Annotated in this window: 20 protein-coding genes and 1 riboswitch; of the genes, 15 read left to right on the forward strand and 5 right to left on the reverse strand. The window is 69.4% G+C overall.

All coding sequences use genetic code 11. The features are described from left to right. The first annotated feature begins 6 nt into the window (after positions 1–6). The 14 genes from ACIBLC_RS31810 (at position 7) to recQ (ending at position 17885) form a co-directional block, all read left to right on the forward strand. Positions 7–561 (forward strand): NuoB/complex I 20 kDa subunit family protein, encoded by a 555-nt coding sequence (locus tag ACIBLC_RS31810; protein WP_399214791.1) that lies wholly within the window; start codon positions 7–9, stop codon positions 559–561. Further along, the gene (locus ACIBLC_RS31815; protein ID WP_399214792.1) at positions 558–1295 is read left to right on the forward strand and encodes an NADH-quinone oxidoreductase subunit C; all 738 of its coding nucleotides are present in this window, start codon (positions 558–560) and stop codon (positions 1293–1295) included. The genes ACIBLC_RS31810 and ACIBLC_RS31815 overlap by 4 nt, the downstream gene beginning before the upstream one ends. Further along, complete coding sequence (locus ACIBLC_RS31820) at positions 1292–2635, forward strand: NADH-quinone oxidoreductase subunit D (RefSeq protein ID WP_399214793.1); 1344 nt, start codon at positions 1292–1294, stop codon at positions 2633–2635. The genes ACIBLC_RS31815 and ACIBLC_RS31820 overlap by 4 nt, the downstream gene beginning before the upstream one ends. Continuing rightward, positions 2632–3474, forward strand: coding sequence for an NADH-quinone oxidoreductase subunit NuoE (gene nuoE / locus ACIBLC_RS31825; RefSeq protein ID WP_399214794.1), 843 nt, complete (start codon positions 2632–2634; stop codon positions 3472–3474). The genes ACIBLC_RS31820 and nuoE overlap by 4 nt, the downstream gene beginning before the upstream one ends. Further along, a complete protein-coding gene (nuoF, locus tag ACIBLC_RS31830; RefSeq protein ID WP_399214795.1) occupies positions 3474–4823 on the forward strand; it encodes an NADH-quinone oxidoreductase subunit NuoF in 1350 nt (449 codons plus the stop codon). The genes nuoE and nuoF overlap by 1 nt, the downstream gene beginning before the upstream one ends. Continuing rightward, a complete protein-coding gene (locus ACIBLC_RS31835) occupies positions 4820–7324 on the forward strand; it encodes an NADH-quinone oxidoreductase subunit G (protein ID WP_399214796.1) in 2505 nt (834 codons plus the stop codon). Before nuoF ends, ACIBLC_RS31835 begins: the two co-directional genes overlap by 4 nt. Continuing rightward, complete coding sequence (gene nuoH / locus ACIBLC_RS31840) at positions 7321–8694, forward strand: NADH-quinone oxidoreductase subunit NuoH (RefSeq protein ID WP_399214797.1); 1374 nt, start codon at positions 7321–7323, stop codon at positions 8692–8694. The genes ACIBLC_RS31835 and nuoH overlap by 4 nt, the downstream gene beginning before the upstream one ends. Further along, positions 8687–9325 (forward strand): NADH-quinone oxidoreductase subunit NuoI, encoded by a 639-nt coding sequence (nuoI, locus tag ACIBLC_RS31845; RefSeq protein WP_399214798.1) that lies wholly within the window; start codon positions 8687–8689, stop codon positions 9323–9325. Before nuoH ends, nuoI begins: the two co-directional genes overlap by 8 nt. Then, positions 9322–10137, forward strand: coding sequence for an NADH-quinone oxidoreductase subunit J (locus ACIBLC_RS31850; protein ID WP_399214799.1), 816 nt, complete (start codon positions 9322–9324; stop codon positions 10135–10137). Before nuoI ends, ACIBLC_RS31850 begins: the two co-directional genes overlap by 4 nt. Continuing rightward, positions 10134–10433: an NADH-quinone oxidoreductase subunit NuoK gene (nuoK, locus tag ACIBLC_RS31855; protein WP_004927567.1), complete on the forward strand. Its 300-nt coding sequence runs from the start codon at positions 10134–10136 to the stop codon at positions 10431–10433. Before ACIBLC_RS31850 ends, nuoK begins: the two co-directional genes overlap by 4 nt. A gap of 14 nt (positions 10434–10447) precedes the next feature. Then, complete coding sequence (gene nuoL, locus ACIBLC_RS31860) at positions 10448–12361, forward strand: NADH-quinone oxidoreductase subunit L (protein ID WP_399214800.1); 1914 nt, start codon at positions 10448–10450, stop codon at positions 12359–12361. Positions 12362–12366: 5 nt separating this feature from the next. Beyond that, positions 12367–13938 (forward strand): NADH-quinone oxidoreductase subunit M, encoded by a 1572-nt coding sequence (locus ACIBLC_RS31865; protein ID WP_399214801.1) that lies wholly within the window; start codon positions 12367–12369, stop codon positions 13936–13938. Next, a complete protein-coding gene (nuoN, locus tag ACIBLC_RS31870) occupies positions 13935–15584 on the forward strand; it encodes an NADH-quinone oxidoreductase subunit NuoN (protein WP_399214802.1) in 1650 nt (549 codons plus the stop codon). Before ACIBLC_RS31865 ends, nuoN begins: the two co-directional genes overlap by 4 nt. 249 nt (positions 15585–15833) lie before the next feature. Further along, the gene (gene recQ, locus ACIBLC_RS31875; protein WP_399214803.1) at positions 15834–17885 is read left to right on the forward strand and encodes a DNA helicase RecQ; all 2052 of its coding nucleotides are present in this window, start codon (positions 15834–15836) and stop codon (positions 17883–17885) included. A 292-nt stretch (positions 17886–18177) separates the two neighbouring features. Here the strand turns inward: recQ and fahA are convergent, their stop codons facing one another. Beyond that, the gene (gene fahA, locus ACIBLC_RS31880; protein WP_399214804.1) at positions 18178–19455 is read right to left on the reverse strand and encodes a fumarylacetoacetase; all 1278 of its coding nucleotides are present in this window, start codon (positions 19453–19455) and stop codon (positions 18178–18180) included. A gap of 544 nt (positions 19456–19999) precedes the next feature. On the opposite strand from fahA, the gene ACIBLC_RS31885 reads away from it, so the two are divergent. Then, positions 20000–20809: an HAD family hydrolase gene (locus tag ACIBLC_RS31885; protein WP_399214805.1), complete on the forward strand. Its 810-nt coding sequence runs from the start codon at positions 20000–20002 to the stop codon at positions 20807–20809. Positions 20810–20882: 73 nt separating this feature from the next. Here the strand turns inward: ACIBLC_RS31885 and ACIBLC_RS31890 are convergent, their stop codons facing one another. The 4 genes from ACIBLC_RS31890 to ACIBLC_RS31905 all read right to left on the reverse strand — a co-directional run bounded on the left by ACIBLC_RS31890 (position 20883) and on the right by ACIBLC_RS31905 (position 26175). After that, positions 20883–22169, reverse strand: coding sequence for a VWA-like domain-containing protein (locus ACIBLC_RS31890; RefSeq protein WP_399214806.1), 1287 nt, complete (start codon positions 22167–22169; stop codon positions 20883–20885). Then, positions 22166–23440, reverse strand: coding sequence for an AAA family ATPase (locus ACIBLC_RS31895; protein ID WP_399214807.1), 1275 nt, complete (start codon positions 23438–23440; stop codon positions 22166–22168). Before ACIBLC_RS31895 ends, ACIBLC_RS31890 begins: the two co-directional genes overlap by 4 nt. 102 nt (positions 23441–23542) lie before the next feature. Next, positions 23543–25261: a hypothetical protein gene (locus tag ACIBLC_RS31900; RefSeq protein ID WP_399214808.1), complete on the reverse strand. Its 1719-nt coding sequence runs from the start codon at positions 25259–25261 to the stop codon at positions 23543–23545. A gap of 221 nt (positions 25262–25482) precedes the next feature. Next, positions 25483–26175, reverse strand: a complete 693-nt coding sequence (locus tag ACIBLC_RS31905) for a LysM peptidoglycan-binding domain-containing protein (protein ID WP_399214809.1) — start codon at positions 26173–26175, stop codon at positions 25483–25485. 4 nt (positions 26176–26179) lie between these two features. Further along, a riboswitch (cyclic di-AMP (ydaO/yuaA leader) is annotated at positions 26180–26331 on the reverse strand. Positions 26332–26508 lie beyond the last annotated feature (177 nt).

The raw sequence follows: 26508 nt of genomic DNA on the forward strand, positions 1-26508 counted from the left end.
TAAGACATGGGACTCGAAGAAAAACTGCCGAGCGGATTCCTGCTGACCACCGTCGAGCAGGCCGCGGGCTGGGTGCGTAAGTCGTCCGTCTTCCCTGCCACGTTCGGACTCGCCTGCTGTGCCATCGAGATGATGACGACCGGCGCCGGGCGCTACGACCTGGCGCGCTTCGGTATGGAGGTCTTCCGCGGATCGCCGCGTCAGGCGGACCTGATGATCGTGGCCGGCCGGGTCAGCCAGAAGATGGCGCCGGTGCTGCGGCAGGTCTACGACCAGATGCCCAACCCCAAGTGGGTGATCTCCATGGGGGTTTGTGCCTCATCGGGCGGAATGTTCAACAACTACGCGATTGTGCAGGGAGTCGACCATGTCGTCCCGGTCGACATCTATCTGCCCGGATGTCCGCCGCGGCCCGAGATGCTGTTGGACGCGATTCTCAAGCTCCACGAGAAGATCCAGACCTCCAAGCTCGGCGTGAACGCCGAGGAGGCGGCCCGAGAGGCGGAGGAAGCGGCCCTGAAGGCGCTCCCCCTGATTGAGATGAAGGGCCTGCTGCGGTGAGCGACGCCAGCAACGGGGTCAACCCCGAGAAGGATCTGGGCGGCTCCAACCTCCCCGGCCAGCGTGGCGAGGGCGGCGAGGAGATCCGCGTCCAGCGCGGCATGTTCGGTGCCAACAACGGCGGGGACACCTCCGGCTACGGCGGCCTGGTCCGCTCGATCCGGCTGCCGGGCCCGACGGTCCGCCCGTACGGCGGCTGGTTCGACGAGGTCGCCGACGAACTGGAAGGCGCCCTGGAGGAACAGGGACTCGTCCCCGAGAACGTGATCGAGAAGACGATCGTCGACCGCGACGAGCTCACCTTCCACATCGAACGCGAGCATCTGGTCCGCGTCGCCCAGACCCTGCGCGACGACCCGGCCCTCCGCTTCGAACTGTGCACCGGCGTCTCAGGCGTCCACTACCTGCACGACAAGGGCCGCGAACTGCACGCCGTCTACCACCTGCGCTCGATCACCCACAACCGGCTGATCCGCCTGGAGGTCAGCGCCCCCGACGCCGACCCGCACGTCCCCTCGCTCGTCTCCGTATATCCGACGAACGACTGGCACGAGCGCGAGACGTACGACTTCTTCGGGCTGATCTTCGACGGTCACCCGGCACTGACGCGGATCATGATGCCGGACGACTGGCAGGGCTTCCCGCAGCGCAAGGACTATCCCCTCGGCGGCATCCCCGTCGAGTACAAGGGCGCCCAGATCCCGGCTCCGGACCAGCGGAGGTCGTACTCATGAGCACGCAGACCCCTTCCTCCGGCGCGTCCGCGGCGGCGGCCCGCGAGACGACCGAGGGCACCGTATACACGGTCACCGGCGGTGACTGGGACGAGGTCGTCCAGTCCGCCGCGAAGTCCGACGACGAGCGCATCATCGTCAACATGGGCCCGCAGCACCCGTCCACGCACGGCGTGCTCCGGCTCATCCTGGAGATCGACGGCGAGACGGTCACCGAGGCCCGCTGCGGCATCGGCTACCTGCACACCGGCATCGAGAAGAACCTCGAGTTCCGCACGTGGACGCAGGGCACCACGTTCGTGACGCGCATGGACTACCTGACGCCGTTCTTCAACGAGGCGGCCTACTGTCTCGCCGTCGAGAAGCTCCTCGGCATCGAGGACCAGATCCCCGACCGCGCCACGATCATCCGGGTGCTCCTGATGGAGCTGAACCGCCTCTCCTCCCACCTGGTGTGCATCGCCACCGGCGGCATGGAGCTGGGCGCCACCACGATCATGATCTACGGCTTCCGTGATCGTGAACTCATTCTCGACATCTACGAGCTGATCACCGGCCTGCGGATGAACCACGCGTACATCCGCCCCGGCGGACTCGCCCAGGACCTGCCGCCGGGCGCGGTGGACCAGATCCGCGAGTTCGTGAAGAAGATGACGAAGAACCTTCCCGAGTACGACAAGCTCGCCACCGGGAACCCCATCTTCAAGGCCCGTATGCAGGACGTCGGCTATCTCGACCTGGCCGGCTGCATGGCCCTCGGCGCCACCGGTCCGGTGCTGCGCTCCGCGGGCCTGCCGCACGACCTGCGCAAGTCCCAGCCGTACTGCGGCTACGAGACCTATGACTTCGAGGTCCCGACCGCCGACACCTGCGACTCCTACGGGCGCTTCCTGATCCGCCTCGAGGAGATGCGCCAGTCCCTGCGCATCGTCGAACAGTGCCTGGACCGGCTACAGCCCGGCCCGGTCATGGTGGCCGACAAGAAGGTCGCCTGGCCCGCCCAGCTCGCGCTCGGCCCCGACGGTCTCGGCAACTCCCTCGACCACATCAAGAAGATCATGGGCACCTCCATGGAGGCCCTGATCCACCACTTCAAGCTGGTGACCGAAGGCTTCCGCGTCCCGCCGGGACAGACGTACGCGGCGGTCGAGTCACCCAAGGGCGAACTCGGGGTGCACGCCGTTTCCGACGGAGGCACCCGCCCCTTCCGGGTCCACTTCCGCGACCCGTCCTTCACCAACCTTCAGGCCATGGCGGCGATGTGCGAGGGCGGCCAGATCGCCGACGTCATCGTCGCCGTCGCGTCCATCGACCCCGTGATGGGAGGCGTCGACCGGTGACCACCACTCCCTCCCAGGGTGTAGGCCTGGGCATGCCCCAACTGCCCGCGCCCGTCTACCCGGACGACGTACGGGCCCGGCTCGAGGCGGACGGGCGCGAGATCATCGCCCGCTACCCGGACTCCCGCTCCGCGCTCCTTCCGTTGCTGCATCTCGTGCAGTCGGAGGAGGGCCATGTCACGCGCACCGGACAGCGGTTCTGCGCGGAGCTGCTGGACCTGACCACGGCCGAGGTCGCCGCCGTCGCGACCTTCTACTCCATGTACCGGCGCGGCCCGAGCGGTGACTACCAGGTGGGTGTGTGCACCAACACCCTGTGCGCGGTCATGGGCGGCGACGCCATCTTCGAGGCACTCCAGGACCACCTGGGCGTCGGCAACGGCGGGACCACCGAAGACGGCAAGGTCACCCTGGAACACATCGAGTGCAACGCGGCCTGCGACTTCGCGCCGGTCGTGATGGTCAACTGGGAGTTCTTCGACAACCAGACCGTGGCCTCCGCGAAGCGCCTCGTGGACGACCTGCGCGCGGGAACCCCCGTCGATCCGACCCGGGGCGCCCCTCTGTGCACCTTCAAGGACACCGCCCGGATCCTGGCCGGCTTCCCCGACGAGCGCGAGGGTGCCGTGGAGGCGAGCGGCAGTGCCGGCCCGGCGTCCCTGATCGGGCTGCGCCTGGCCAAGGGCGAGACGCAGGCCGCGCGCGTGGTGCATCCGCGAGGTGAAGGGCCTCAGAACCAGCCTCCCGCCGAGCACTTGAGCTCGCACGACGCACCGCAGGACACGTCGGCATCCGATCCGTCCCACCCGGCGGGTCCTGTCGCTGAGGAGGGGGAGTGATGACCTTGGCACCCGAAATCAACGAGACGAGCCCCGAGAAACTGCTCGCACCGGTGCTGTCGGCCTTCTGGGACGAGGAGAAGTCCTGGAGCCTGGACGTCTACCGAAGGCACGAGGGGTACGAGGGCCTGCGCAAGGCGCTCGCGATGTCACCGGACGAATTGATCGCGTACGTCAAGGACTCCGGACTGCGCGGCCGTGGCGGCGCGGGATTCCCGACCGGAATGAAGTGGCAGTTCATTCCTCAGGGCGATGGCAAACCACACTATCTAGTTGTCAACGCCGACGAGTCGGAGCCGGGAACCTGTAAGGACATCCCGCTCCTCTTCGCGAACCCGCACAGCCTCATCGAGGGCATTGTGATCGCGTGTTATGCCATCCGGTCTTCGCATGCCTTCATCTATCTGCGTGGTGAAGTGGTCCCCGTATTGCGGCGGTTGCACGAGGCCGTACGTGAGGCCTACGCGGCGGGCTACCTCGGCGAGAACATCCTGGGCAGTGGACTGGACCTCCAGCTCACCGTGCACGCGGGCGCGGGCGCGTACATCTGCGGTGAGGAGACCGCACTGCTCGACTCGCTCGAAGGCCGCCGTGGTCAACCGCGGCTCCGTCCCCCTTTCCCTGCCGTCGCGGGCCTCTATGCGTGCCCAACTGTTGTAAATAACGTCGAATCGATCGCGTCAGTTCCCGCAATTCTCCAAAAGGGCAAGGAATGGTTCCGGTCGATGGGGAGCGAGAAGTCCCCGGGCTTCACGCTCTACTCGCTCAGCGGCCATGTCACCAATCCGGGCCAGTACGAGGCCCCGCTCGGCATCACGCTCCGCCAACTCCTCGGCATGAGCGGCGGGATCCGCAAGGGACACAAGCTGAAGTTCTGGACACCGGGCGGCTCCTCGACCCCGATGTTCACCGACGAGCACCTCGACGTCCCTCTTGACTACGAAGGAGTGGGCGCCGCGGGTTCCATGCTCGGCACCAAGGCGCTCCAGTGCTTCGACGAGACGACCTGCGTCGTACGGGCGGTCACCCGCTGGACCGAGTTCTACGCCCACGAGTCCTGCGGCAAGTGCACGCCGTGCCGCGAAGGAACGTACTGGCTCGTGCAGTTGCTGCGCGACATCGAGGCAGGCGAGGGCGTCATGTCCGACCTCGACAAGCTGAACGACATCGCCGACAACATCAACGGCAAATCGTTCTGCGCGCTCGGCGACGGCGCCGCCTCACCGATCTTCTCCTCGCTCAAGTACTTCCGCGAGGAGTACGAGCAGCACATCACGGGCCGCGGCTGCCCCTTCGACCCCGCCAAGTCGACCGTCTGGGCGGACCACCACACGGAGGTGAACGCATGACAGTGACCACCAGCGCTCCCTCCGGAGGCGGGGAAGCGGCGGTTCCGCCGGAGGACCTCGTCGCGCTGACGATCGACGGCGTGGAGATCAGCGTGCCCAAGGGCACCCTGGTCATCCGGGCCGCCGAGCAACTCGGCATCGAGATCCCGCGGTTCTGCGATCACCCCCTCCTCGACCCGGCCGGCGCCTGCCGCCAGTGCATCGTCGAGGTCGAGGGCCAGCGCAAGCCCATGGCGTCCTGCACGATCACCTGCACCGACGGGATGGTCGTCAAGACGCACCTCACCTCGCCCGTCGCCGAGAAGGCCCAGCACGGTGTGATGGAGCTGCTGCTCATCAACCACCCGCTGGACTGCCCGGTCTGCGACAAGGGCGGCGAGTGTCCCCTCCAGAACCAGGCGATGTCGCACGGCCAGGCCGAGTCCCGCTTCGAGGGCAGGAAGAGGACGTACGAGAAGCCGGTCCCCATCTCCACGCAGGTGCTGCTCGACCGTGAGCGGTGCGTGCTGTGCGCCCGGTGCACCCGGTTCAGCAACCAGATCGCCGGCGACCCGATGATCGAGATGGTCGAGCGGGGCGCGCTCCAGCAGATCGGTACCGGCGAGGGCGACCCCTTCGAGTCGTACTTCTCCGGGAACACCATCCAGATCTGCCCGGTGGGCGCCCTGACATCGGCCGCGTACCGCTTCCGCTCGCGCCCCTTCGACCTGATCTCCTCGCCCTCCGTCTGCGAGCACTGCGCCGGAGGCTGCGCCACCCGCACCGACCACCGGCGCGGCAAGGTCATGCGGCGCCTCGCGTCCGCCGACCCCGAGGTCAACGAGGAGTGGCTCTGCGACAAGGGGCGGTTCGGATTCCGGTACGCGCAGCAGCGGGACCGGATCGAGACGCCCCTGGTGCGTTCTCCGGAGGGTGTCCTTGAGCCCGCTTCCTGGCCCGAGGCCCTGGAAGCCGCCGCTCAGGGGCTGTTGGCGGCTCGCGGCAGGGCGGGCGTCCTGACCGGCGGTCGTCTCACCGTCGAGGACGCCTACGCGTACAGCAAGTTCGCGCGCGTGGCCCTCGACACGAACGACATCGACTTCCGCGCGCGCGTGCACAGCGGCGAGGAGGCCGACTTCCTGGCCGCCAAGGTCGCCGGCCGCGGACGGGATCTCGACGGTACGGGTGTCACGTACACCTCCCTGGAGAAGGCGCCGGCCGTTCTGCTCGTCGGCTTCGAGGCCGAGGAGGAGGCGCCCGGCGTCTTCCTGCGGCTGCGCAAGGCGTGGCGCGGGCACGGACAGAAGACCTTCTCCCTCGCCACGCACGCGACTCGCGGTCTGGAGAAGGCGGGCGGCACACTGCTGCCGGCCGCGCCCGGCACCGAGACCGAGTGGCTGGACGCGCTCGCGAGCGGGTTCGGACTGGAGGGCGACGGCGCGAAGGCCGGCGAGGCGCTGCGTGCCGAAGGCGCGGTGATCGTGGTGGGCGAACGGCTCGCCGCCGTGGCGGGCGGCCTCACCGCCGCCGTGCGGGCCGCGTCCCTGACCGGTGCCCAGTTGGTGTGGATTCCGCGCCGGGCCGGAGAGCGCGGCGCGATCGAGGCCGGTGCGCTGCCCACCCTGCTGCCGGGCGGACGTCCGGCGACCGACCCGCGCGCGCGGGACGAGGTCGCGACGGCCTGGCGGGTCGCCGAACTCCCGCACCGCCACGGCCGCGACACCGGGCAGATCGTCGAGGCGGCCGCCAACGGTGAGTTGCGGGCTCTGGTCGTCGCCGGTGTGGAGGTCGCCGACCTGCCCGATCCGGCACGCGCGCGTGAGGCACTTTCCGAAGTGGGCTTCCTGGTGTCGCTCGAACTGCGTCCCAGCGAGGTCACCGAGCACGCGGACGTCGTCCTCCCGGTGGCCGCGGTTGTCGAGAAGGCGGGCACCTTCCTCAACTGGGAGGGCCGGGTACGCCTCTTCGAGACCGCGCTCAAGCCCGACCAGATGACACGCCGGCTGGCACCCGCCGACGCGCGCGTCCTCCAGATGCTGGCCGACGCCATGGACGTACACCTCGGTCTGCCGGATCTGCGCACCGTGCGCGCGGAGCTGGACCGGCTGGGCTCCTGGGACGGGCCGCGGGCCAACGATCCCCTGGAGACCGCGGTTGGCCTGCCACGGCCCGCGGCTGGGGAGGCCGTGCTCGCGGGTCACCGCCTGCTGCTCGACCAGGGCCGTCTCCAGGAGGGCGACGACGCCCTCGCCGGGACCCGGCACGCGGCACACGCGCGCGTGTCGGCCGCCACCGCCGCCGAGGCGGGCGTCAAGGAGGGCGACCTCCTGTCCGTCACCGGTCTCTTCGGAGTGGTGGAACTCCCGCTCCAGGTCACAGAGATGCCCGACCGGGTGGTCTGGCTCCCGCTCAACTCCACGGGTGGGGGCGTCGCCTCCGACACCGGGGCGCTGCCCGGCGCACTCGTCCGCATCGGCCCGGCGACGCTCGCCACCGAGGCCCCCAAGGAGGTGGAGGCATGACGCCGTACCTCGCCGCGGAAGACCTCTCCATGTTCGGCACCGACCCCTGGTGGCTGGTCGTCGTCAAGGCGGTCTTCTGCTTCGCCTTCCTGATGGTGACCGTGTTGTTCTCCATCGTGTGGGAGCGCAAGGTCGTCGCCTGGATGCAGCTGCGCATCGGCCCCAACCGGCACGGCCCCTGGGGCATGCTCCAGTCGCTCGCCGACGGCGTGAAGCTGATGCTCAAGGAAGACCTCATCGTCAAGCGCGCGGACAAGGTGGTCTACGTCCTCGCGCCGATCATCGCGGCCATCCCGGCCTTCATGGCGATCGCGGTGATCCCCTTCGGGCCCGCGGGCAACGAGGTCTCGATCTTCGGCCAGCGCACCACGATGCAGCTCACGGACCTGCCGATCGCGATGCTCTTCATCCTCGCGGTCGCCTCGGTGGGCATCTACGGAATCGTGCTCGCCGGCTGGAGCTCCGGATCCACGTATCCGCTGCTCGGTGGTCTGCGGTCCTGCGCGCAGATGATCTCGTACGAGATCGCCATGGGTGCCGCGTTCGCCTCGGTGTTCCTCTACTCGGGGTCGATGTCGACCTCGACGATCGTCGAGGCGCAGCAGGACCGCTGGTACATCGTCCTGCTGCCGGTCTCGTTCCTGATCTACATCGTGACGATGATCGGCGAGACCAACCGCGCCCCCTTCGACATGCCCGAGTCCGAGGGCGACCTGGTCGGCGGCTTCAACACCGAGTACTCGTCGATCAAGTTCGCGCTCTTCATGCTCGCCGAGTACGTGAACATGGTGACGGTCTCGGCCGTGGCGACCACGCTCTTCCTGGGCGGCTGGCGTGCCCCGTGGCCCATCAGCACCTTCTGGGAGGGCGCCAACCACGGTTGGTGGCCGATGCTCTGGTTCGTGGTCAAGGTGCAGTTGCTGCTGTTCTTCTTCATCTGGCTGCGCGGCACCCTTCCGCGCGTCCGCTACGACCAGCTGATGAAGCTCGGCTGGAAGGTCCTCATCCCGGTCTCCGTGGTCTGGCTGATGCTCGTCGCGACCGTACGGACGCTCAGGAACGAGAACTACGACTTCGCCGACATCGCCCTGTACGTCGGCGGAGGCGTCCTCGTCCTGTTGTTGCTGTCGTTCGCCGCGGACATCTTCCGGGAGAGGAAGGGCGCCGACGAGGCGCCCGCCGAGACCCCGGAATTCGACCCGATGGCCGGCGGGTTCCCCGTACCGCCGCTGCCGGGACAGGAGCTCCCACCGGTGCCCAGGCGCCGCCCGCGCCGCGAGCGGGAGCTGATTGTCAGTGGTGGGCCCGATACTGCGAGTGACGGACCAACCGGCGGATCTCGTGACGGAAAGGAGGGGTCCGATGGCTGAGGAGCCTAAGGAGACCGGGCAGACGAAGCCAGGCTTCCAGAACCCCGTCGCCGGCTTCGGCGTGACCTTCAAGGCCATGTTCAAGAAGCGGCTGACCGAGCAGTACCCGGAGCAGCCCAAGACCACCGCACCGCGGTTCCACGGCCGGCACCAGCTCAACCGTCACCCCGACGGCCTGGAGAAGTGCGTCGGCTGTGAGCTGTGCGCCTGGGCCTGCCCCGCGGACGCCATCTACGTGGAGGGCGCGGACAACACCGACGAGGAGCGCTACTCGCCGGGCGAGCGGTACGGCGTCGTCTACCAGATCAACTACGCCCGCTGCATCCTGTGCGGTCTGTGCATCGAGGCGTGCCCCACGCGCGCGTTGACGATGACGAACGAGTTCGAGCTCGCCAACACCAGTCGCGCCAACCTCATCTACACCAAGGAGCAACTGCTCGCCGGGCTCGAAGAGGGCATGGTCGACAGCCCGCACTCGATCTTCCCCGGCACGGACGAGCAGGACTACTACCAGGGGCTGGTCACGGAGGCCGCGCCCGGTACGGAGCGCCAGGTCGCCGTCTCCAGGGGCGAGACGCATCCATCGGCAGGCCCTTCGGGTGCGGCCAGGGAAGAGGGGGTGGGCGCATGAGCGACCTTGCCGCCTACTCCACCTCCACCGGAGAGGCCTTCCAGTTCTGGATCCTGGGCACCGTCGCCGTGATCGGCGCACTGTGCACCGTCTTCATGAAGAAGTCCGTGCACAGCGCGCTCTGTCTCGCCGGAACCATGATCATCCTGGCGGTGTTCTACCTCGCCAACGGCGCGTACTTCCTGGGCGTCGTGCAGATCGTCGTCTACACCGGCGCGATCATGATGCTGTTCCTCTTCGTGGTCATGCTCGTCGGTGTCACCGCGGCGGACTCCCTGAAGGAGACCATCAAGGGGCAGCGCTGGCTGGCCCTGGTGTGCGGACTCGGCTTCGGCGTCCTGCTGTTCGCGGGTATCGGCAACGCGTCCATCACGGAGTTCAACGGCCTGGCCGCGGCCAACGCGGGCGGGAACGTGGAGGGTCTCGCGGCCCTCATCTTCACGAAGTACGTGTTCGCCTTCGAGATCACCGGCGCCCTGCTCATCACGGCCGCCGTCGGCGCCATGGTGCTCACGCACCGCGAGCGCACCGAACGCCCCATGACCCAGCGCGAGATGTCCGAGAAGCGCGTACGGGACGGCAAGCACCTTCCGCCGCTGCCCGCGCCCGGTGTCTACGCCCGGCACAACGCGGTGGACATCGCGGGCCTCCTCCCGGACGGCACACCGTCCGAGCTGACCGTCAGCAAGACGCTGCGGGACCGCGGCCAGATCCGCGACGTGTCGACCGAGGCACTGAACGACCTGAAGGCCCTGGAACAGCGCGCCGAAGAACGCCTGGAGCGCACGAAGTCAGAGGAGGCGTCGAAGTGAATCCGGTCAACTATCTCTATCTCGCCGCCCTCCTGTTCACGATCGGCGCCACCGGTGTGCTGATCAGGCGGAACGCGATCGTGGTGTTCATGTGCGTCGAGCTCATGCTCAACGCCTGCAACCTCGCCTTCGTCGCCTTCTCCCGGATGCACGGCAATCTCGACGGCCAGATCATCGCCTTCTTCACGATGGTCGTCGCCGCCGCGGAGGTCGTGGTCGGGCTCGCGATCATCGTGTCGCTGTTCCGTTCCCGCCACTCGGCCTCGGTCGACGACGCCAGCCTGATGAAGCTGTAAGGGGTCGCTGAATCGTGGAGAACCTGATTGCGCTGCTCGTAGCGGCGCCTCTGCTCGGAGCGGCCGTACTGCTGTGCGGCGGCCGACGGCTGGACGCCGTCGGCCACTGGATCGGTACCGCCCTCGCGGCCGCCTCCTTCGTGATCGGCGCGATCCTCTTCGCCGACATGCTGGGCAAGGACGCCGAGCACCGGGCCATCGGCCAGCACCTGTTCAGCTGGGTCCCGGTCGAGGGCTTCCAGGCCGACGTCGCCTTCCAGCTGGACCAGCTGTCGATGACGTTCGTGCTGCTGATCACCGGCGTCGGCTCCCTGATCCACCTGTACTCGATCGGGTACATGGAGCACGACGAGCGGCGCCGCCGCTTCTTCGGCTACCTGAACCTGTTCCTCGCGGCGATGCTGCTGCTCGTCCTCGCCGACAACTACCTGCTGCTGTACGTCGGCTGGGAGGGCGTCGGCCTCGCCTCGTACCTCCTGATCGGCTTCTGGCAGCACAAGCCCAGCGCCGCCACCGCCGCGAAGAAGGCCTTCCTGGTCAACCGCGTCGGCGACGTGGGCCTGTCGATCGCCATCATGCTGATGTTCACGACCTTCGGGACCTTCGCCTTCGGGCCGCTCCTCGGCACGCACGAGGAAGCCGGTCTGGCCGGCGACGCCACCGAGGGCAAGCTGACGGCCGTCGCCCTGATGCTGCTGCTCGCGGCCTGCGGCAAGTCCGCCCAGGTGCCGCTGCAGTCCTGGCTCGGGGACGCGATGGAGGGCCCGACCCCGGTCTCGGCCCTCATCCACGCCGCGACGATGGTGACCGCGGGTGTGTACCTGATCGTCCGCTCCGGCGCGATCTTCAACGCGGCCCCGGACGCACAGCTGGTCGTCACCGTGGTCGGCGCCGTCACGCTCCTCTTCGGTGCGATCGTCGGTTGCGCGAAGGACGACATCAAGAAGGCCCTCGCCGGGTCGACGATGTCCCAGATCGGCTACATGGTGCTCGCCGCGGGTCTCGGCCCCATCGGCTACGTCTTCGCGATCATGCACCTGGTGACACACGGCTTCTTCAAGGCCGGGCTCTTCCTCGGCGCCGGTTCGGTCATGCACGGCATGAACGAAGAGGTCGACATGAGGAAGTACGGCGGCCTGCGGAAGTACATGCCGGTCACCTTCGTCACCTTCGGCCTCGGCTACCTCGCCATCATCGGCTTCCCCGGCCTGTCCGGCTTCTTCTCCAAGGACAAGATCATCGAGGCGGCCTTCGCCAAGGGCGGCACCGAGGGCTGGATCCTCGGCGGCGCGGCCCTGCTGGGCGCGGCCATCACGGCGTTCTACATGACGCGCGTGATGCTGATGACCTTCTTCGGAGAGAAGCGCTGGCAGCCGGACGCGGAAGGTCATGAGCCGCACCCGCACGAGTCGCCCAGGTCGATGACGATCCCGATGATCGTGCTCGCCTTCGGATCGGTCTTCGCCGGCGGCCTGTTCAGCATCGGCGACCGGTTCCTGCACTGGCTGGAGCCGATCACCGGGCACGACCACGGCGACGCGCCGATCAGTGCCACGACGGTCACCCTGGCCACCATGGTGGTCCTCGTCATCGGCGTCGGAATCGCGTACGCCCAGTACGGGCGCCGTCCCGTCCCGGCCGTCGCCCCGCGCGGCTCGCTGCTCACCCGCGCGGCCCGCCGCGACCTGCTCCAGGACGACTTCAACCACGTCGTGCTGGTGCGCGGCGGGGAGCACCTCACCCGCTCCCTGGTGTATGTCGACCACACCCTGGTCGACGGGGTCGTCAACGGCACGGCGGCCTCGATGGGCGGCCTCTCCGGCCGCCTCCGCAAGCTGCAGAACGGGTACGCGCGGTCGTACGCGGTCTCGATGTTCGGCGGTGTGGCGATCCTCATCGCCGCGACCCTGCTGATGAGGGCGGTCTGATACCGATGTCGTTTCCTCTGCTGACAGCGACGGCGGTGCTCCCGGCCCTCGGGGCGATCGCCACGGCCGCCGTGCCGGCCTCGCAAAGAGTCGCCGCCAAGTGGCTGGCGCTGCTGGTCTCGCTGGCCACGTTCGTGCTGGCGGTCGTGGTCCTGCTGCGCTTCGACCCCGACGGCGACCGGTACCAGCTCACCGAATCCCACGCCTGGATCGCGGACTTCGGAGTGCGCTACGAACTCGGCGTGGACGGCATCGGGGTGGCGCTCGTCGCGCTGACCGCGCTGCTGATCCCGTTCATCATCCTCGCGGGCTGGCACGACGCCGACCCGCACGAGACCGGCAACAAGCGGTGGCGGCCCACGCAGGGCTTCTTCGCCCTGATCCTGGCCGTCGAGGCGATGGTGATCATCTCCTTCGAGGCCACCGACGTCTTCCTCTTCTACATCTTCTTCGAAGCCATGCTCATCCCGATGTACTTCCTCATCGGCGGCTTCGGGGACAAGGCCCACGAGCACGGCGACGAAGTGGCGGCCACCCAACGGTCGTACGCCGCCGTGAAGTTCCTCCTCTACAACCTGGTCGGCGGCCTGATCATGCTGGCCGCCGTCATCGGGCTCTACGTGGTGGCCGGAAACTTCTCGCTCCAGCAGATCGCCGAGGCCCGGGCCAACGGTTCGCTGGAGATGGCGACCAACACCGAGCGGTGGCTCTTCCTGGGCTTCTTCTTCGCGTTCGCGGTGAAGGCACCGCTGTGGCCGCTGCACACCTGGCTGCCCAACGCCATGGGAGAGTCCACGGCCCCGGTCGCGGTGCTGATCACGGCGGTTGTCGACAAGGTCGGCACCTTCGCGATGCTCCGCTACTGCCTCCAGCTCTTCCCCGAGGCCTCGAAGTGGGCGACGCCCGTCATCCTCGTACTGGCGCTCATCAGCATCATCTACGGGGCGCTGCTCGCGGTCGGCCAGCGGGACATCAAGCGGCTGGTGGCGTACGCGTCGATCTCGCACTTCGGGTTCATCATCCTGGGCATCTTCGCGATGACCAGCCAGGGCCAGTCGGGCGCCACGCTCTACATGGTCAACCACGGAATCTCGACGGCCGCCCTGATGCTGGTGGCGGGCTTCCTGATCTCGCGGCGCGGGTCGCGTCTGATCGCCGACTACGGAGGGGTGCAGAAAGTCGCCCCGGTGCTCGCGGGCACCTTCCTGATCGGCGGCCTGGCGACCCTCTCACTCCCCGGGCTCGCGCCCTTCGTGAGCGAATTCCTCGTCCTGGTCGGCGTGTTCGCGCGCTATCCGGCCGTCGGCATCATCGCCACCTTCGGCATCGTGCTCGCCGCGCTGTACACCCTCGTCCTCTACCAGCGGACGATGACGGGCCCGGTGAAGCCGCAGGTCGCGGAGATGCCCGACCTCAGGGTGCGTGAGCTTCTGGTCGTGACCCCGCTGATCGCACTGCTGATCTTCCTGGGCGTCTACCCGAAGCCGCTCACCGACATCGTCAACCCGGCGGTCAAGCAGACCATGTCAGACGTCCATAAAACGGACCCCCAGCCCGAGGTGGAGGCGGCCAAGTGAGCGCAACAGCCGTCCACAGCCTGTGGACAACCGCGGCCGAACCGATCTCCAAGATCGACGCGCCGAAGATCGAATACGGGCAATTGTCGCCCACCTTGATCGTCATCGGGGCGGCGATCGTCGGGGTGTTGATCGAGGCGTTCGTCCCGCGCAAGTCTCGATACCACGTCCAGGTGTTCGTGTCGGCCTTCGCACTCGCCGCCGCGTTCGCCGCGGTCGTGGCGCTCGCGGCGGGCGGGTACGGCACCACGAAGGCACACATCGCGGCCATGGGCGCGATCGCCGTCGACGGACCCGCGCTGTTCCTCCAGGGCACGATCCTCCTGGCCGGACTGCTCGGCGTGTTCACCTTCGCCGAGCGGCGGCTCGATCCGGAGGCGCACGGCAAGCGGGTCGACTCGTTCGCCGCGCAGGCGGCGTCCGTACCCGGCAGCGACAGCGAGAAGGCCGCCGTGAAGGCCGGGTTCACCACCACCGAGGTGTTCCCGCTGCTGCTCTTCGCGGTCGGCGGCATGCTGATCTTCCCGGCGGCCAACGACCTGCTGACGCTGTTCATCGCGCTGGAGGTCTTCTCGCTCCCGCTGTACCTCCTGTGCGCCGTGGCCCGCCGCAAGCGGCTCATGTCACAGGAAGCGGCCGTCAAGTACTTCCTGCTCGGCGCTTTCGCCTCCGCGTTCACGCTCTTCGGCATCGCTCTGCTGTACGGCTACGCGGGCTCGGTGTCGTACGCCACGATCGCGCAGGTCGTCGACGGCACCATCCAGAACATCGACCCGGCACTCGCCGGCACCATGGGCAACGACGCGCTGCTGCTCATCGGCGCCGCGATGGTCGTCATGGGTCTGCTGTTCAAGGTCGGCGCGGTGCCGTTCCACATGTGGACCCCGGACGTCTACCAGGGCGCTCCGACACCGGTCACCGGGTTCATGGCGGCGGCGACGAAGGTGGCCGCCTTCGGCGCGCTGCTCAGGCTGCTGTACGTCGTCCTGCCCGGTCTGCGCTGGGACTGGCGGCCGGTCATGATGGCCGTCGCGGTCGTCACCATGCTGGGCGGTGCGATCGTCGCGATCACGCAGACCGACATCAAACGGCTCCTGGCGTACTCGTCCATCGCGCACGCCGGGTTCATCCTCGCGGGTGTCATCGCGGCCTCGCCGGACGGCGTCTCCTCGGTGCTCTTCTACCTGGGCGCGTACTCGTTCGTCACGATCGGCGCGTTCGCCGTGGTGACCCTGGTGAGGGACGCGGGCGGAGAGGCCACGCACCTGTCCAAGTGGGCGGGACTCGGACGCAGGTCACCGCTGGTGGCGGCCGTGTTCGCGGTCTTCCTGCTGGCCTTCGCCGGCATCCCGCTGACCTCCGGGTTCGCCGGGAAGTTCGCCGTGTTCAAGGCGGCGGCCGAGGGCGGCGCGGGCGCGCTGGTCGTGGTCGGTGTGATCTCGTCTGCGATCGCGGCGTTCTTCTACATCCGGGTGATCGTGCTCATGTTCTTCAGCGAGCCGCGCCCGGACGGCCCGACGGTCGCCGTGCCGTCGCCGCTGACCGTGACGGCCATCGCGGTGGGCGTGGCGGTCACACTGGTGCTGGGTGTGGCGCCCCAGTACTTCCTGGACCTGGCCGGCCAGGCCGGGGTGTTCGTGCGCTGAGCCGCGCCGTGTACGCGTCGGGACCCGCTCCTCGGGGAGCAGGGTCCCGACGTGTTTCAGGGGCAGCGCGCCGTCGAGTTCCAGGACGCGAGCAGGCCGCCGGGGGTGGGCCCGTGGGTGAGGGCGGGGTGGGTCTGGGGGGTGAGGGCGGGGTGGTCCGAGGGGCAGCCTGTGGATAACTCCGAGGCTGTCGGTGCGGAGGCCTATGGTGGCTGTCGTGGGCGAAGCATGACGGACGGGGGACGGGCGATGGGTGGGACGGGTGTGATGACCGAAGCGGGTACGACGGAGACGCTGGGTGGGAGCGAGGCGCTGGCCACGCTCCATCGGGTCTTCGGGTACGACGCCTTCCGCGGCGAGCAGGAAGCGATCATCGAGCATGTGGTGTCGGGCGGTGACTCCGTCGTCCTCATGCCGACCGGTGGCGGCAAATCGCTCTGCTACCAGATTCCGGCCCTGGTAAGACCTGGCACGGGCGTTGTGGTCTCCCCCCTCATCGCACTGATGCAGGACCAGGTGGACGCGCTGCGGGCGGTGGGCGTGCGGGCCGGTTTCATGAACTCCACGCAGGACTTCGACGAGCGCCGGGTGGTCGAGGCGGAGTTCCTGGCCGGAGAGCTCGACCTGATCTACCTGGCTCCCGAGCGGCTGCGCCTGGACACCACGCTTGACCTGCTGTCGCGCGGGAAGATCTCCGTGTTCGCGATCGACGAGGCGCACTGCGTGGCCCAGTGGGGGCACGACTTCCGCCCCGACTACCTGGCGCTCTCCGTGCTCGGCGAGCGCTGGCCGGACGTCCCGCGGATCGCGCTGACGGCCACCGCCACCCGCGCCACGCACAAGGAGATCACCCAGCGCCTGGGCATGCCGGACGCCCGCCACTTCGAGGCGAGTTTCGACCGGCCCAACATCCAGTACCGGATAGTCCCGAAGGCCGACCCCAAGAAGCAGCTGCTGGCCTTCCTGCGCGAGGAGCACGCGGGCGACGCGGGCATCGTGTACTGCCTCTCGCGCAAGTCGGTGGAGGCGACGGCCGAGTTCCTCGCCCGCAACGGCATCGAGGCGGTGCCCTACCACGCCGGCCTGGACTCGGGCACCCGTGCGCGCCACCAGTCGAGGTTCCTGCGCGAAGAAGGCCTGGTCGTCGTCGCCACCATCGCCTTCGGCATGGGCATCGACAAGCCGGACGTACGGTTCGTCGCCCACCTCGACCTGCCGAAGTCCGTAGAGGGCTACTACCAGGAGACGGGCCGGGCGGGGCGCGACGGACTGCCGTCCACGGCCTGGATGGCCTACGGGCTTCAGGACGTGGTCCAGCAGCGCAAGATGATCCAGGGCTCGGAGGGCGACGAGGCGTTCCGGCGCCGGGCGGGCGCCCACCTGGAATCGATGCTGGCCCTGTGCGAGACGGCCCAGTGCCGGCGCTCCCAGCTCCTGGCCTACTTCGGCCAGGACCCGCACACCCCCGCGTGCGGCAACTGCGACACGTGCCTCGCGCCGCCCGAGACCTGGGACGGCACGGTCGCCTCGCAGAAGCTGCTGTCCACGGTCGTACGGTTGCAGCGCGAGCGCGGGCAGAAGTTCGGCGCCGTCCAGATCGTCGACATCCTGCTCGGGCGGCGGACCGCCAAGGTGATCCAGTTCGACCACGACCAGTTGTCCGTGTTCGGCATCGGTGAGGACCTGTCCGAGTCCGAATGGCGCGGTGTCGCACGGCAGTTGCTGGCACAGGGGCTGCTCGCTGTCGAGGGCGAGTACGGGACGCTGGCGCTGACCGAGGCGAGTGGGACGGTTCTGCGGCGCGAGCGGGAGGTGCCGTTGCGTAAGGAGCCGCCGAAGCCGGTGGTGGCCGCTCGCTCGTCCTCCTCCCGAGGGGAGAAGAAGGCCAAGGCCGCCGTGGCGGAGCTGTCCCCGGAGCTTGTCCCCGCCTTCGAGGCGCTGCGGGCCTGGCGCGCCGAGCAGGCGCGCGAGAACGGTGTTCCGGCGTACGTCATCTTCCACGACGCGACGCTGCGGGAGATTGTCACGCTGTGGCCCGCGTCGGTGGCGGAGCTGGGCACCATCAGTGGGGTGGGGGAGAAGAAGCTGGCGACGTATGGCGAGGGAGTGCTGGGGGTGCTTGGCTCGCTCGGCCGAGGGTCCGGGGAGGCGGGTTCCGCGGTCGGCGGATCGGCGGGTCCGGTGGTCGGTGACGGCGCGGCTCCGGCGGTCGGTGAAGCTGCGGCTCCGGTGGTCGGGGAGGCGCCGGATCCGGACTGGCCGGAGATGGATCAGGAGCCGGAACCGGAGGACTGGGCCTAGCTCGGCGGGGCGAGGTCTGCCACCGGTCGGGTGGTCGTTGGGCGTGGGCTTGCAGGTGGGCGCCCGCCCGGCCGGTGGGGGGCGGGGGCGTGCCGGTACGTCCCGCCCGTCGCCGCCGGATCAGACGTCGGGCGAGTGTGGGGGCCGTCCGGTGACGCGAACGTACGCGACGGGCATGTGGACGTACCGGCACGCCCCCTTCCGCCGTCCTGTGGCCGCGGGTGCGTGGGGCTTGCTGGTTGCTGGTTGCTGGTTGTGTGGCTTGTGGCTCTCCGTGAGGGCCGGGGGTGGCTCAGGGGGTGGGTGTGATGCGTCCCGTTACCTCGCCGAGGCCCACCCGGGTGCCGCCGGGGCCTGGGGCCCAGGCCGTCATGGTCACTTCGTCGCCGTCCTCCAAGAACGTCCGCTTGCCGTCGGGGAGGTCGAGGGTGTCGCGGCCGTTCCAGGTCAGTTCCAGGAGGGAGCCGCGCTCGGACTCGGAGGGGCCGCTCACCGTTCCGGAGCCGTAGAGGTCGCCGGTGCGCAGGGAGGCGCCGTTGACCGTCATGTGGGTCAGTTGCTGGGCGGCTGTCCAGTACATGGTGGAGAAGGGGGGTTCGGAGACGACGTGGCCGTTGATGGCCACGGAGATGCGGAGGTCGTAGCCGCCGGGTTCGTCCTCGGAGTCGTCCAGGTAGGGGAGGAGGGGGTGGGTGCGTGACGGGGGTGCGACCTGGGCGTCGGTCAGGGCGTCGAGCGGGGTGATCCACGCGGACACCGATGTGGCGAAGGACTTGCCCAGGAAGGGACCGAGAGGGACGTACTCCCAGGCCTGGATGTCGCGCGCCGACCAGTCGTTGAGGAGACAGAGGCCGAAGACGTGGTCGCGGAAGGCGGAGAGGGGGACGGGAGTGCCCATCGGCGAGGGGGCGCCGACCACGAAGCCGACCTCCGCCTCGATGTCCAGTCGGACGGACGGGCCGAAGAGGGGGTCCGCGTCGGTGGGCGCCTTGCGCTGGCCAGAGGGGCGAACCACCTCCGTACCTGACACCACGACCGTGCCGGACCTGCCGTGATAGCCGATGGGCAGGTGCTTCCAGTTGGGGGTGAGGGAGTCGGCGGCGTCGGGGCGGAAGATCTGGCCGACGTTCCGGGCATGGTTCTCGGAGGCGTAGAAGTCGACGTAGTCCGCGACGTCGAAGGGGAGGTGCAGGGTCACCTCGGAGAGGGGGTGGAGGTGGGGTTCGAGCGTCTCGCGGTGGGCCGGGACCGTGACCCATGCGGTGAGGGCGCGGCGGACGTCCGACCAGGCGGTGCGGCCGGCGGCGAGTAGCGGGTTCAGGGTCGGCCGGGCGAGCAGTCCGGCGTACGGGGAGCCGAGCGCCCGGGCAGCCGCGCCCGCGTCGAGCACGTGGTCGCCGAGGCGGACACCGACAGTGCGTTCCGTGGGGCTCTCCGTGGTGCGTTCCGTCATGTGTCCCGTGCGGGTGCCGGCCGGGGTGTTCGTGGGCGGCTCGTTCAGGGAGAACACGCCGTACGGCAGGTTGTGCGGGCCGAAGGGATCGCCCTCGGGGACGTCGAAGGGGGGCATCGGGTGGTGCCTCGCTCTCGTGGCTTGCGGGTGCGTACTCGCCGTGCGGTGTCGGTGTATGGGGTTTATGTGGTGTGGGTGATGGGTGATGGGTGCCGGGTATGCGGCGTGGGTGGTGTGTGGTTCGCGGTCCGCACGGTCCGTGCGCGCGGTCCATGTGGTTTGTGCTTTCCGTCCGGTTGTCGCGATCCGCGTGTTCCGTGTGGTCGGGGCACACGTTACGGGGGAGTGGGCTCGCTGTGGCAGTGCCTGATGAGTTCGTAATGTCCTGACAAGTCTGGTGTGTGGGTGGCTGTGCGGGGATTCAGGGGTTGAGGATTCTGGGCTTCGCCGTGGGGCGGTGGGTCTTGGGTGTGGTGCTCGTATGGGCCCGTATGGCTCGCGCGGACAACTGGCCCAACTCCAGGTGGCGTTGGGGTCGGCGCTGCGTCTGCTCCTGTGACGTCCGTGTCTTCCGTGCCGTGAACGGCGTTGCTGACGAGATACCGGACGTCGTCCGGTTCACGCCGGGCCGTTGAGTCGTTCGATCCGTATTCTTCGGATCATGGCCGCTCCGACTGCGTATTCACTTATCGCCACTGACCTGGACGGAACGCTGCTGCGCGGCGACGACACCCTCTCCGACCGGTCGCGGGCCGCGTTGAAGAGGGCCGCGGCCCAGGGTGCCCGGCATCTGGTGGTGACGGGCCGGCCGGCGCCCAGAGTGCGCCCGCTGCTCGACGAACTCGGAGGCCAGGGGCTGGCGGTGTGCGGGCAGGGGGCACAGTTGTACGACGCGGCGGCGGACCGTCTGTTGTGGTCGGTGACCCTGGACAGGGAGTTGGCCGAGACGGCGCTCGGCAAGATCGAGGCGGAGGTCGGGCAGGTCTACGCGGCCGTGGACCAGGACGGTGTGGACGGGCTCACGCTCATCGAGCCGGGGTATGTGATGCCGCATCCGACGCTCCCGGCGGTGCGGGTGCACCGGCGCGACGGCCTGTGGACGCGGCCGATCAGCAAGGTGTTGCTCCGTCATCCCTTTCTGTCCGACGACGAGTTGGCGACGACGGCACGTGCGGTGGTCGACTCGCTCGCGACCGTCACCATGTCGGGGCCGGGGACAGTCGAACTCCAGCCATGTGGCGTGACGAAGGCGACGGGACTGGCCCTCGCCGCCCGCCACCTCGGTCTCACCGCCTCCGCCACCATCGCTTTCGGCGACATGCCCAACGACATCCCGATGTTCGACTGGGCCGCGCGCGGCGTGGCGATGGCCAACGCCCATCCGGAGTTGAAGGCCGTCGCCGACGAAGTGACCCTCTCGAACGAGGACGACGGGATCGCGGTGGTGCTGGAGCGGCTCTTCGGTTCGTAGCTCGGCTCGCAGGGGGCAGGGGGCAGGGAATGTGCGCTGCCGGACGGGTGGGACGGGCGGAATGGAGTGCTGGTCAGTGGGCCGTGGTGGCCGATCCGATGTCCACCACGCGGGCCCACTCGGGTGGTGAGTCCGGTACGTAGTCGGGGTCGTTCTCGTTGTATGACGAGGGTTCGTGCCGGCGGGGGAACAGGCCCACCACCGTCCGGCACGGAGGTCGCGTGCTCGGCCAGGGCGTCTGGCCGTCGGTCAGGGCCACGATGACGTCCGGCCGGGATCCGGTTCGCAGTGCCTTGGCGAAGCCCGAGCGCAGGTCAGTACCCCCGCCGCCCAGCAGCGGAATTCCCTCGGCTCGGCACAGCGGGTGCGCGATCCGGGCCGACGCGTCGCACGGCACCACGGTGATCAGGTCGCGACGGCCGCCCACGGCACGGGAGATCGCGGCGACTTCGAGGAGTGCGCTGCCCAGTTCGGCGTCACTGACCGATCCGGAGGTGTCGATGACCACGCAGACCCGCGGCGGCCTGCGCCGCAGGCTCGGCAGAACGGCGCCGGGCACTCCGGCCGAGCGCCGGGAGGGGCGGCCGTAGGTGTAGTCCTCGCCCGCGCCGGAGCCGGAGGCCGCCGAGCGGACCGCCGCTCCGAGCAACTCCCGCCATGGCTGCGGCGGGTGGAACGCCTCCTCCGCCCACCGTTTCCACCCCCGCGGGGTGCTTCCCGGGCGGGCGGTGATGCCCTGCGCCACCCGGAACCGGACCAGGTCACGTTCCTGCGGGCTGAGGCCGTGCGCGCCGTCCGGTCCGAGTTCCCACTCACGGTCCAGTCCGTCGGCGCCGCTGCCGCAGTCCAGCCAGACCAGGTTCTGGGTGAGCGGCCCGAGACTGAACCGGCGCAGGTAGTCCTCCATGAGCTCACCCTCGGACAGTCCCAACGACACCGGCTGGACGGCTCCTTGGGGCCGGACCAGCCCGTCGCCGAACACGTCGTCGTTGATCTCGCAGTCGGCGGCGATGTTCATCCGCAGCCGTTCTCCCGGGCCGGTCAGCCCGCGCTCCTTCGCGACCCGGTCACTGCGCCCATGGTGGTCACGCAGCAGGTGCGACACCTCGTGCACCCACACACCGGCGAGGTCCTCCACCGGCATCCGGTCCACGAACGCCGGCGAGACATAGCACCGCCAGTACCGGTCGACGGCCATCGTCGGCACGGTCCGCGACTCCACCGTGTGCAGGGCGAACAGCGCCGTCGCCAGGTAGGGCCGGACCCGGGCGGCGTGCATCCGGGCGGCGAAGAGCTTGTCGAGGTCCAGCGTCTTCGGTGCCCCCGGTGCTTCCGGTGTCTCCGGGCTACCCGCGGTCATCGGCGGCCCGCCTTCGTGGTGAGCGCGGCGGCCCGGGACACCGACTGGTCCGCCCGCCTGGACAGGGTGACCGCTCCGGCGAGCTTCTCGATCGACGCGGGAACGTCCCAGTCGTCCCGGCGCAGCGTGGCGAGTGTCGTCGCCGGGACGACCACCAGGTCGGGGGCTCCGGTTTCCAGCGCCCGGACCAGGAGCGCCCACGCCGCGTCCCAGCGGGACCTCTCGGGGCGTTTGCGGACCGCCGCGACCACACCGTCGAGTACCGCCTGACGTAGATCTCCCCGCTCGGGCAGCTCCGCGGCCGCCGGGTCGGCGAGCAGCACCTCGGGGTCGGGCAGGTCCAACCGGTCCAGGCTCGCCAGCAGTTCGAGCCCCGGCCCGTCCCCGACGGTGCCCCTGACCAGCAGGGAGAGCACCTCCCGGGAGGAGTCCGCCGCGGTCGCGAAAGCGATCAGGAACAGAGTCATCTCCCAGCTTCGGGGCGACGGCCAGGGGCCACCCCGGCGGGTCTCGTTGCTGGGCAACCGGTGTACGAGGGTGGGGCGGGCGGCGAGGAGTTCGCACACCGCGCGGCGGGCGAACCGTACGGCCTCCGGCAGCTTCTCCGCGTCGAGCCGTGGCAGCGTCGCCCGTGGCCAGGTCCCGCCGAGACCGCGTACGACCACGTCGTGGTCGTGGGTCCAGTGGAGATGGACGAACCGGTTGGCCAGCGGCGGGCTCAGTTCCCAGCCGTCGGCCGCCGAGGAACGCGGGTTGGCGGCGGCCACGATCCTTACCCCGGGCGGGAGTTGAAGCGAACCGATGCGCCGCTCCAGCACGAGGCGGAGCAGCGCGGCCTGAACGGCGGGCGGCGCGGTGGACAACTCGTCCAGGAACAGCAGTCCCTGGCCGGCCCGTACGAGGCGGACCGCCCAGTCCGGCGGGGCCATCGGGACACCCTGCTCCGCGGGGTCGTCGCCGACGATGGGCAGCCCCGAGAAGTCGGACGGCTCGTGCACGCTGGCGATCACCGTGGTCAGCGGCAGGTCCAGCGCCACGGCCAACTGCGTCAGCGCCGCGGTCTTGCCGATCCCCGGCTCGCCCCACAGGAGTACGGGCAGGTCGGCGGCCACGGCCAGTGTCAGGGCCTCCAGTTGGATGTCGGGGCGCGGTTCGGTGTCGGCGTCGCGCAACAAGGTCAGCAGCTCGCCGGCTACGTCGAGTTGGGAGACGGGGGTCGGGTCGAAGAGGAGCTCGTCGACAGCAGCGGAGAACGGGGTGCGTGTGGGCATGTGTGATCACCTTTTGGTTCGTAGCGGGGTGGGTTTGTAGCGGGGGAGCGGCGGTCGGCCAGAGGTCGAGGGACCGAAGGATCCGATGGGTGAGGGCGCAGGTCAGCCGGAGACCGCGTGGTGCGAATGGGTACGGCGTTCACGTGGCCGGTGACAGTCCGGGTGGAAGTGGAGGCGGCCGGGGCCGGGTTCGATCAGGCCCGCCCTGAACAGCCCGTACGTGATCCGCCGGGCCGCCGCCGCCTCCAACTCGTCACGTAGCGCGCCGCCGCGTAGTACCGCGTCGGGGCCCAACAGGCCCTCCACGACGGCCAGCGCGCCCTTGATGTCGCCATGGATCAGGCGTTCACGGACGCCGACGAGACAGTCCGGACGGCGGTGCGCCTCGTCGATGGCCCGCAGGCAGGGAAGCGGGGTGCCGGTCAGTTCGACCAGCAATTCCTCGCGACGGATCTCGGTGGGGTCGTGGTCCATCGCCGCCAGTACCCCGTTGACCAGCCCGATCCGATGCGTGGACCCTCGGCACTCCACGAGCCACGGTTGCCCTGCGGCGGGGGTCGGGGCGGAGGCCGCGCCTTGGCCGGGGGCCGAGCCTTGGCCAGGGGTCACGCCCTGGCCAGAGGCCGAACCCGGACCCGGACCCGAGGCCGAACCCGAACCCGAACCCGGACTCGGACTCGGACCCGGAGCCGGACCCGGACCCGGACCCGGACCCGGAGCCGAACCCGAAGCCGAACCCGGACCCGAACCCGGGCCCAGACTCGCGGTCGGACCCAGACCCGGTGCCGGAACGGAGCGCACCCCCGTCCACGACTCCTCCGGCCTCAACGCCGACGCGACCAGCGGATGCAGTCGGTCAAGCTCGACCGCACCTGTCCGGATCAGTTCAAGGTCGGGCAACACCCAGGTCGCCGCGTCGGGCAGCACCGGCAGTGCGGAGTCGCTCCCGTCCTTCGGCGCCGCGGAGATCCGTATGGCGGGTCCCCCGGGGGCATCCCGGTCCCCGCTCGCGTCCGGGACCGGCTCCAGCACCAACCGACGCCGGGCCCCGAGCCGAACGGAGACCGCACCGGTACCACTCGCGCGCCCCTCGGCGCGAAGCAGAATCCCGGCCTCGGCGGCCCACCGGTCAACGGCACACGGGCGCCCCTGTGCCACCACCCCGACCATCCCCGGCAGATCCGGAGCCGGCTCCGAACCCGGGCCCGGATCCACCGGAGCGTCGGACAACCGACCGGCCCCGGACCGCACCCCCAGCTCATCGCTCCTGCGCGCATCCCACAGATGCCGGTGCAGGTCGAGGCGGAACCGTCGGTTGGGACGGAGGTGGGGATGCGGATGCCGGGCCACGTCGGGCTCGAAGCGGGGCCCGCCCCACAGCGCGAGGCTGATCCGCTGGCCGGAGTCCGCCCAGGCCGGCGGAGTCCGGACCACGAGGTACACGGGATGCTCCGCACCGCGCTCAGCGCCGTCGGAGACGGAATCGGGGTTGGGCTCGGACTCGTACCGGGCCAGTGCGATGGTCAGCCCCGGCCGCAACAGCCCGTCGGGAGCGACCCTCGGCAGATGCCAGCGCAGCAGGTCGGGAGCCAGATGGCGGAGATCGGCCCGGATCCGGGCAGCGAGGTCGCGACCATGGCTGCGCGCCACGGAACGCGGACTGAGGTCGACGTCGATGCCCGCGGCGGCACACGCCCCGGCCCAGTCCCCGGCACGGCGGCGGGCGGTCGCGGTCTCGATCATCGAGGGCGGCACGGCGAACTCGCGCACGCGCGGCCAGAAGGAAAAGCGGGAGTCCCCATTCGCGTTCTGAGTGAGCATCAGCACTCACCTTGCGCGAATGGGACCTCCGATCTACGAGCGGATTGAGTCATCATCGCGGGGAGCGTAACGCCCCCGCCCGCGACTCGGCACGTGAATTTCGACAGCAGAGTCAGCCGGGACCCCCGGGGCCGTTGGAACCCCTGGACCGCCGGGACCCCCAGGACCGCCGGACCCCGGACCACCGGGACCCGCCGCGGCCACCCACCTCAACTACCCCCTCAGTAAGCCCCATTGACGTTGTCGATCGACCCGTACTTCGCCGCGGCGTAGTTGCAGGCCGCCGTGATGTTCGCGACCGGGTCGTAGGGGTCCATGGAGGTGCCGGCCACGTGGTAGGCGGTGAAGGTCGGGTCGATGACCTGGAGGAGGCCCTTGGAGGGGGTGCCTGCGGCGGCGTTGGAGTCCCAGTTGTTGATGGCGACGGGGTTGCCCGCGGACTCGCGGATGATGTTGCGGTAGATGCCGTCGTAGCTGCCGGGGATCCCCTTCTCGGCCATGATGGCCAGGGATTCCTTGATCCAGCCGTCGAGATCGTCGGTGTAGGTCGCGGACGTCGCGGAGGCCGCGGAGTTCGCCGCCTTCGTGGCTGTCTGGGTGGTTTTCGTGTTCTTCGTACCCACGGTCAGCGTGGTGCCCGGGCGGAGCACCTTCGGGTCGGAGCCGATGACCGCGGCGTTGGCCTTGTAGAGCGTCTGCCAGGTGCCGTCCGTCGTGTGTTCTCGCGCGATCTTGGACAGCGTGTCGCCCGAGACGACCTTGTACGTGACGAGCTTGACGTCGGGGACGGCGGCGTGCGCGCCGGTCGCGCTCACCAGGGGGAGTGCGAGCGCGGCTGCGCCCGTTCCCGCGGCGACGATGCCGCGGGTGAGGTGGCTGGTCCTGGGACGGCGGTGCTTGCCTCGTGCGGGCATGACGAATTCCTCTCCGGCGCCTGCGAGGTGAGCTGTCGGGTTCGGGCGGGAGCTGCCCGGCCGCATGGGTGGGTGCGGCTTCACCCCTAGCCGGTCCGGCGTCCGGATCGGCGGCTTACCTGGGTCCCCCGCTCCTGCCGTGAGCGTGTGGATGGCTGGGTTTCCGGGCGGCGGCAGGATTCGGCGTTCCGCCTGGATCGACGTGAACGTATGCGAGAGCACATGTCCGGAACAAGGCCCGATGTGGCGGTGTAGATCGCTTTCAGCGCAGCGCACGGCAGGGAGAATCGCCCGATTGTGCCGGAATGTGAAACTCAACTTACCTTTTGCGAA

The organism is Streptomyces sp. NPDC050535, assembly GCF_044457665.1.
In the GTDB taxonomy this organism is placed as follows: Bacteria; Actinomycetota; Actinomycetes; order Streptomycetales; family Streptomycetaceae; genus Streptomyces.

Coding starts and splice junctions, on each gene's coding strand:
- ACIBLC_RS31810 (WP_399214791.1), top strand. CDS start 7: ATGGGACTCGAAGAAAAACTGCCGAGCGGATTCCTGCTGACCACCGTC.
- ACIBLC_RS31820 (WP_399214793.1), top strand. CDS start 1,292: ATGAGCACGCAGACCCCTTCCTCCGGCGCGTCCGCGGCGGCGGCCCGC.
- nuoF (WP_399214795.1), top strand. CDS start 3,474: ATGACCTTGGCACCCGAAATCAACGAGACGAGCCCCGAGAAACTGCTC.
- ACIBLC_RS31835 (WP_399214796.1), top strand. CDS start 4,820: ATGACAGTGACCACCAGCGCTCCCTCCGGAGGCGGGGAAGCGGCGGTT.
- nuoH (WP_399214797.1), top strand. CDS start 7,321: ATGACGCCGTACCTCGCCGCGGAAGACCTCTCCATGTTCGGCACCGAC.
- nuoI (WP_399214798.1), top strand. CDS start 8,687: ATGGCTGAGGAGCCTAAGGAGACCGGGCAGACGAAGCCAGGCTTCCAG.
- ACIBLC_RS31850 (WP_399214799.1), top strand. CDS start 9,322: ATGAGCGACCTTGCCGCCTACTCCACCTCCACCGGAGAGGCCTTCCAG.
- ACIBLC_RS31865 (WP_399214801.1), top strand. CDS start 12,367: ATGTCGTTTCCTCTGCTGACAGCGACGGCGGTGCTCCCGGCCCTCGGG.
- recQ (WP_399214803.1), top strand. CDS start 15,834: ATGGGTGGGACGGGTGTGATGACCGAAGCGGGTACGACGGAGACGCTG.
- fahA (WP_399214804.1), bottom strand. CDS start 19,455: ATGCCCCCCTTCGACGTCCCCGAGGGCGATCCCTTCGGCCCGCACAAC.
- ACIBLC_RS31885 (WP_399214805.1), top strand. CDS start 20,000: ATGGCCGCTCCGACTGCGTATTCACTTATCGCCACTGACCTGGACGGA.
- ACIBLC_RS31890 (WP_399214806.1), bottom strand. CDS start 22,169: ATGACCGCGGGTAGCCCGGAGACACCGGAAGCACCGGGGGCACCGAAG.
- ACIBLC_RS31895 (WP_399214807.1), bottom strand. CDS start 23,440: ATGCCCACACGCACCCCGTTCTCCGCTGCTGTCGACGAGCTCCTCTTC.
- ACIBLC_RS31900 (WP_399214808.1), bottom strand. CDS start 25,261: ATGCTCACTCAGAACGCGAATGGGGACTCCCGCTTTTCCTTCTGGCCG.
- ACIBLC_RS31905 (WP_399214809.1), bottom strand. CDS start 26,175: ATGCCCGCACGAGGCAAGCACCGCCGTCCCAGGACCAGCCACCTCACC.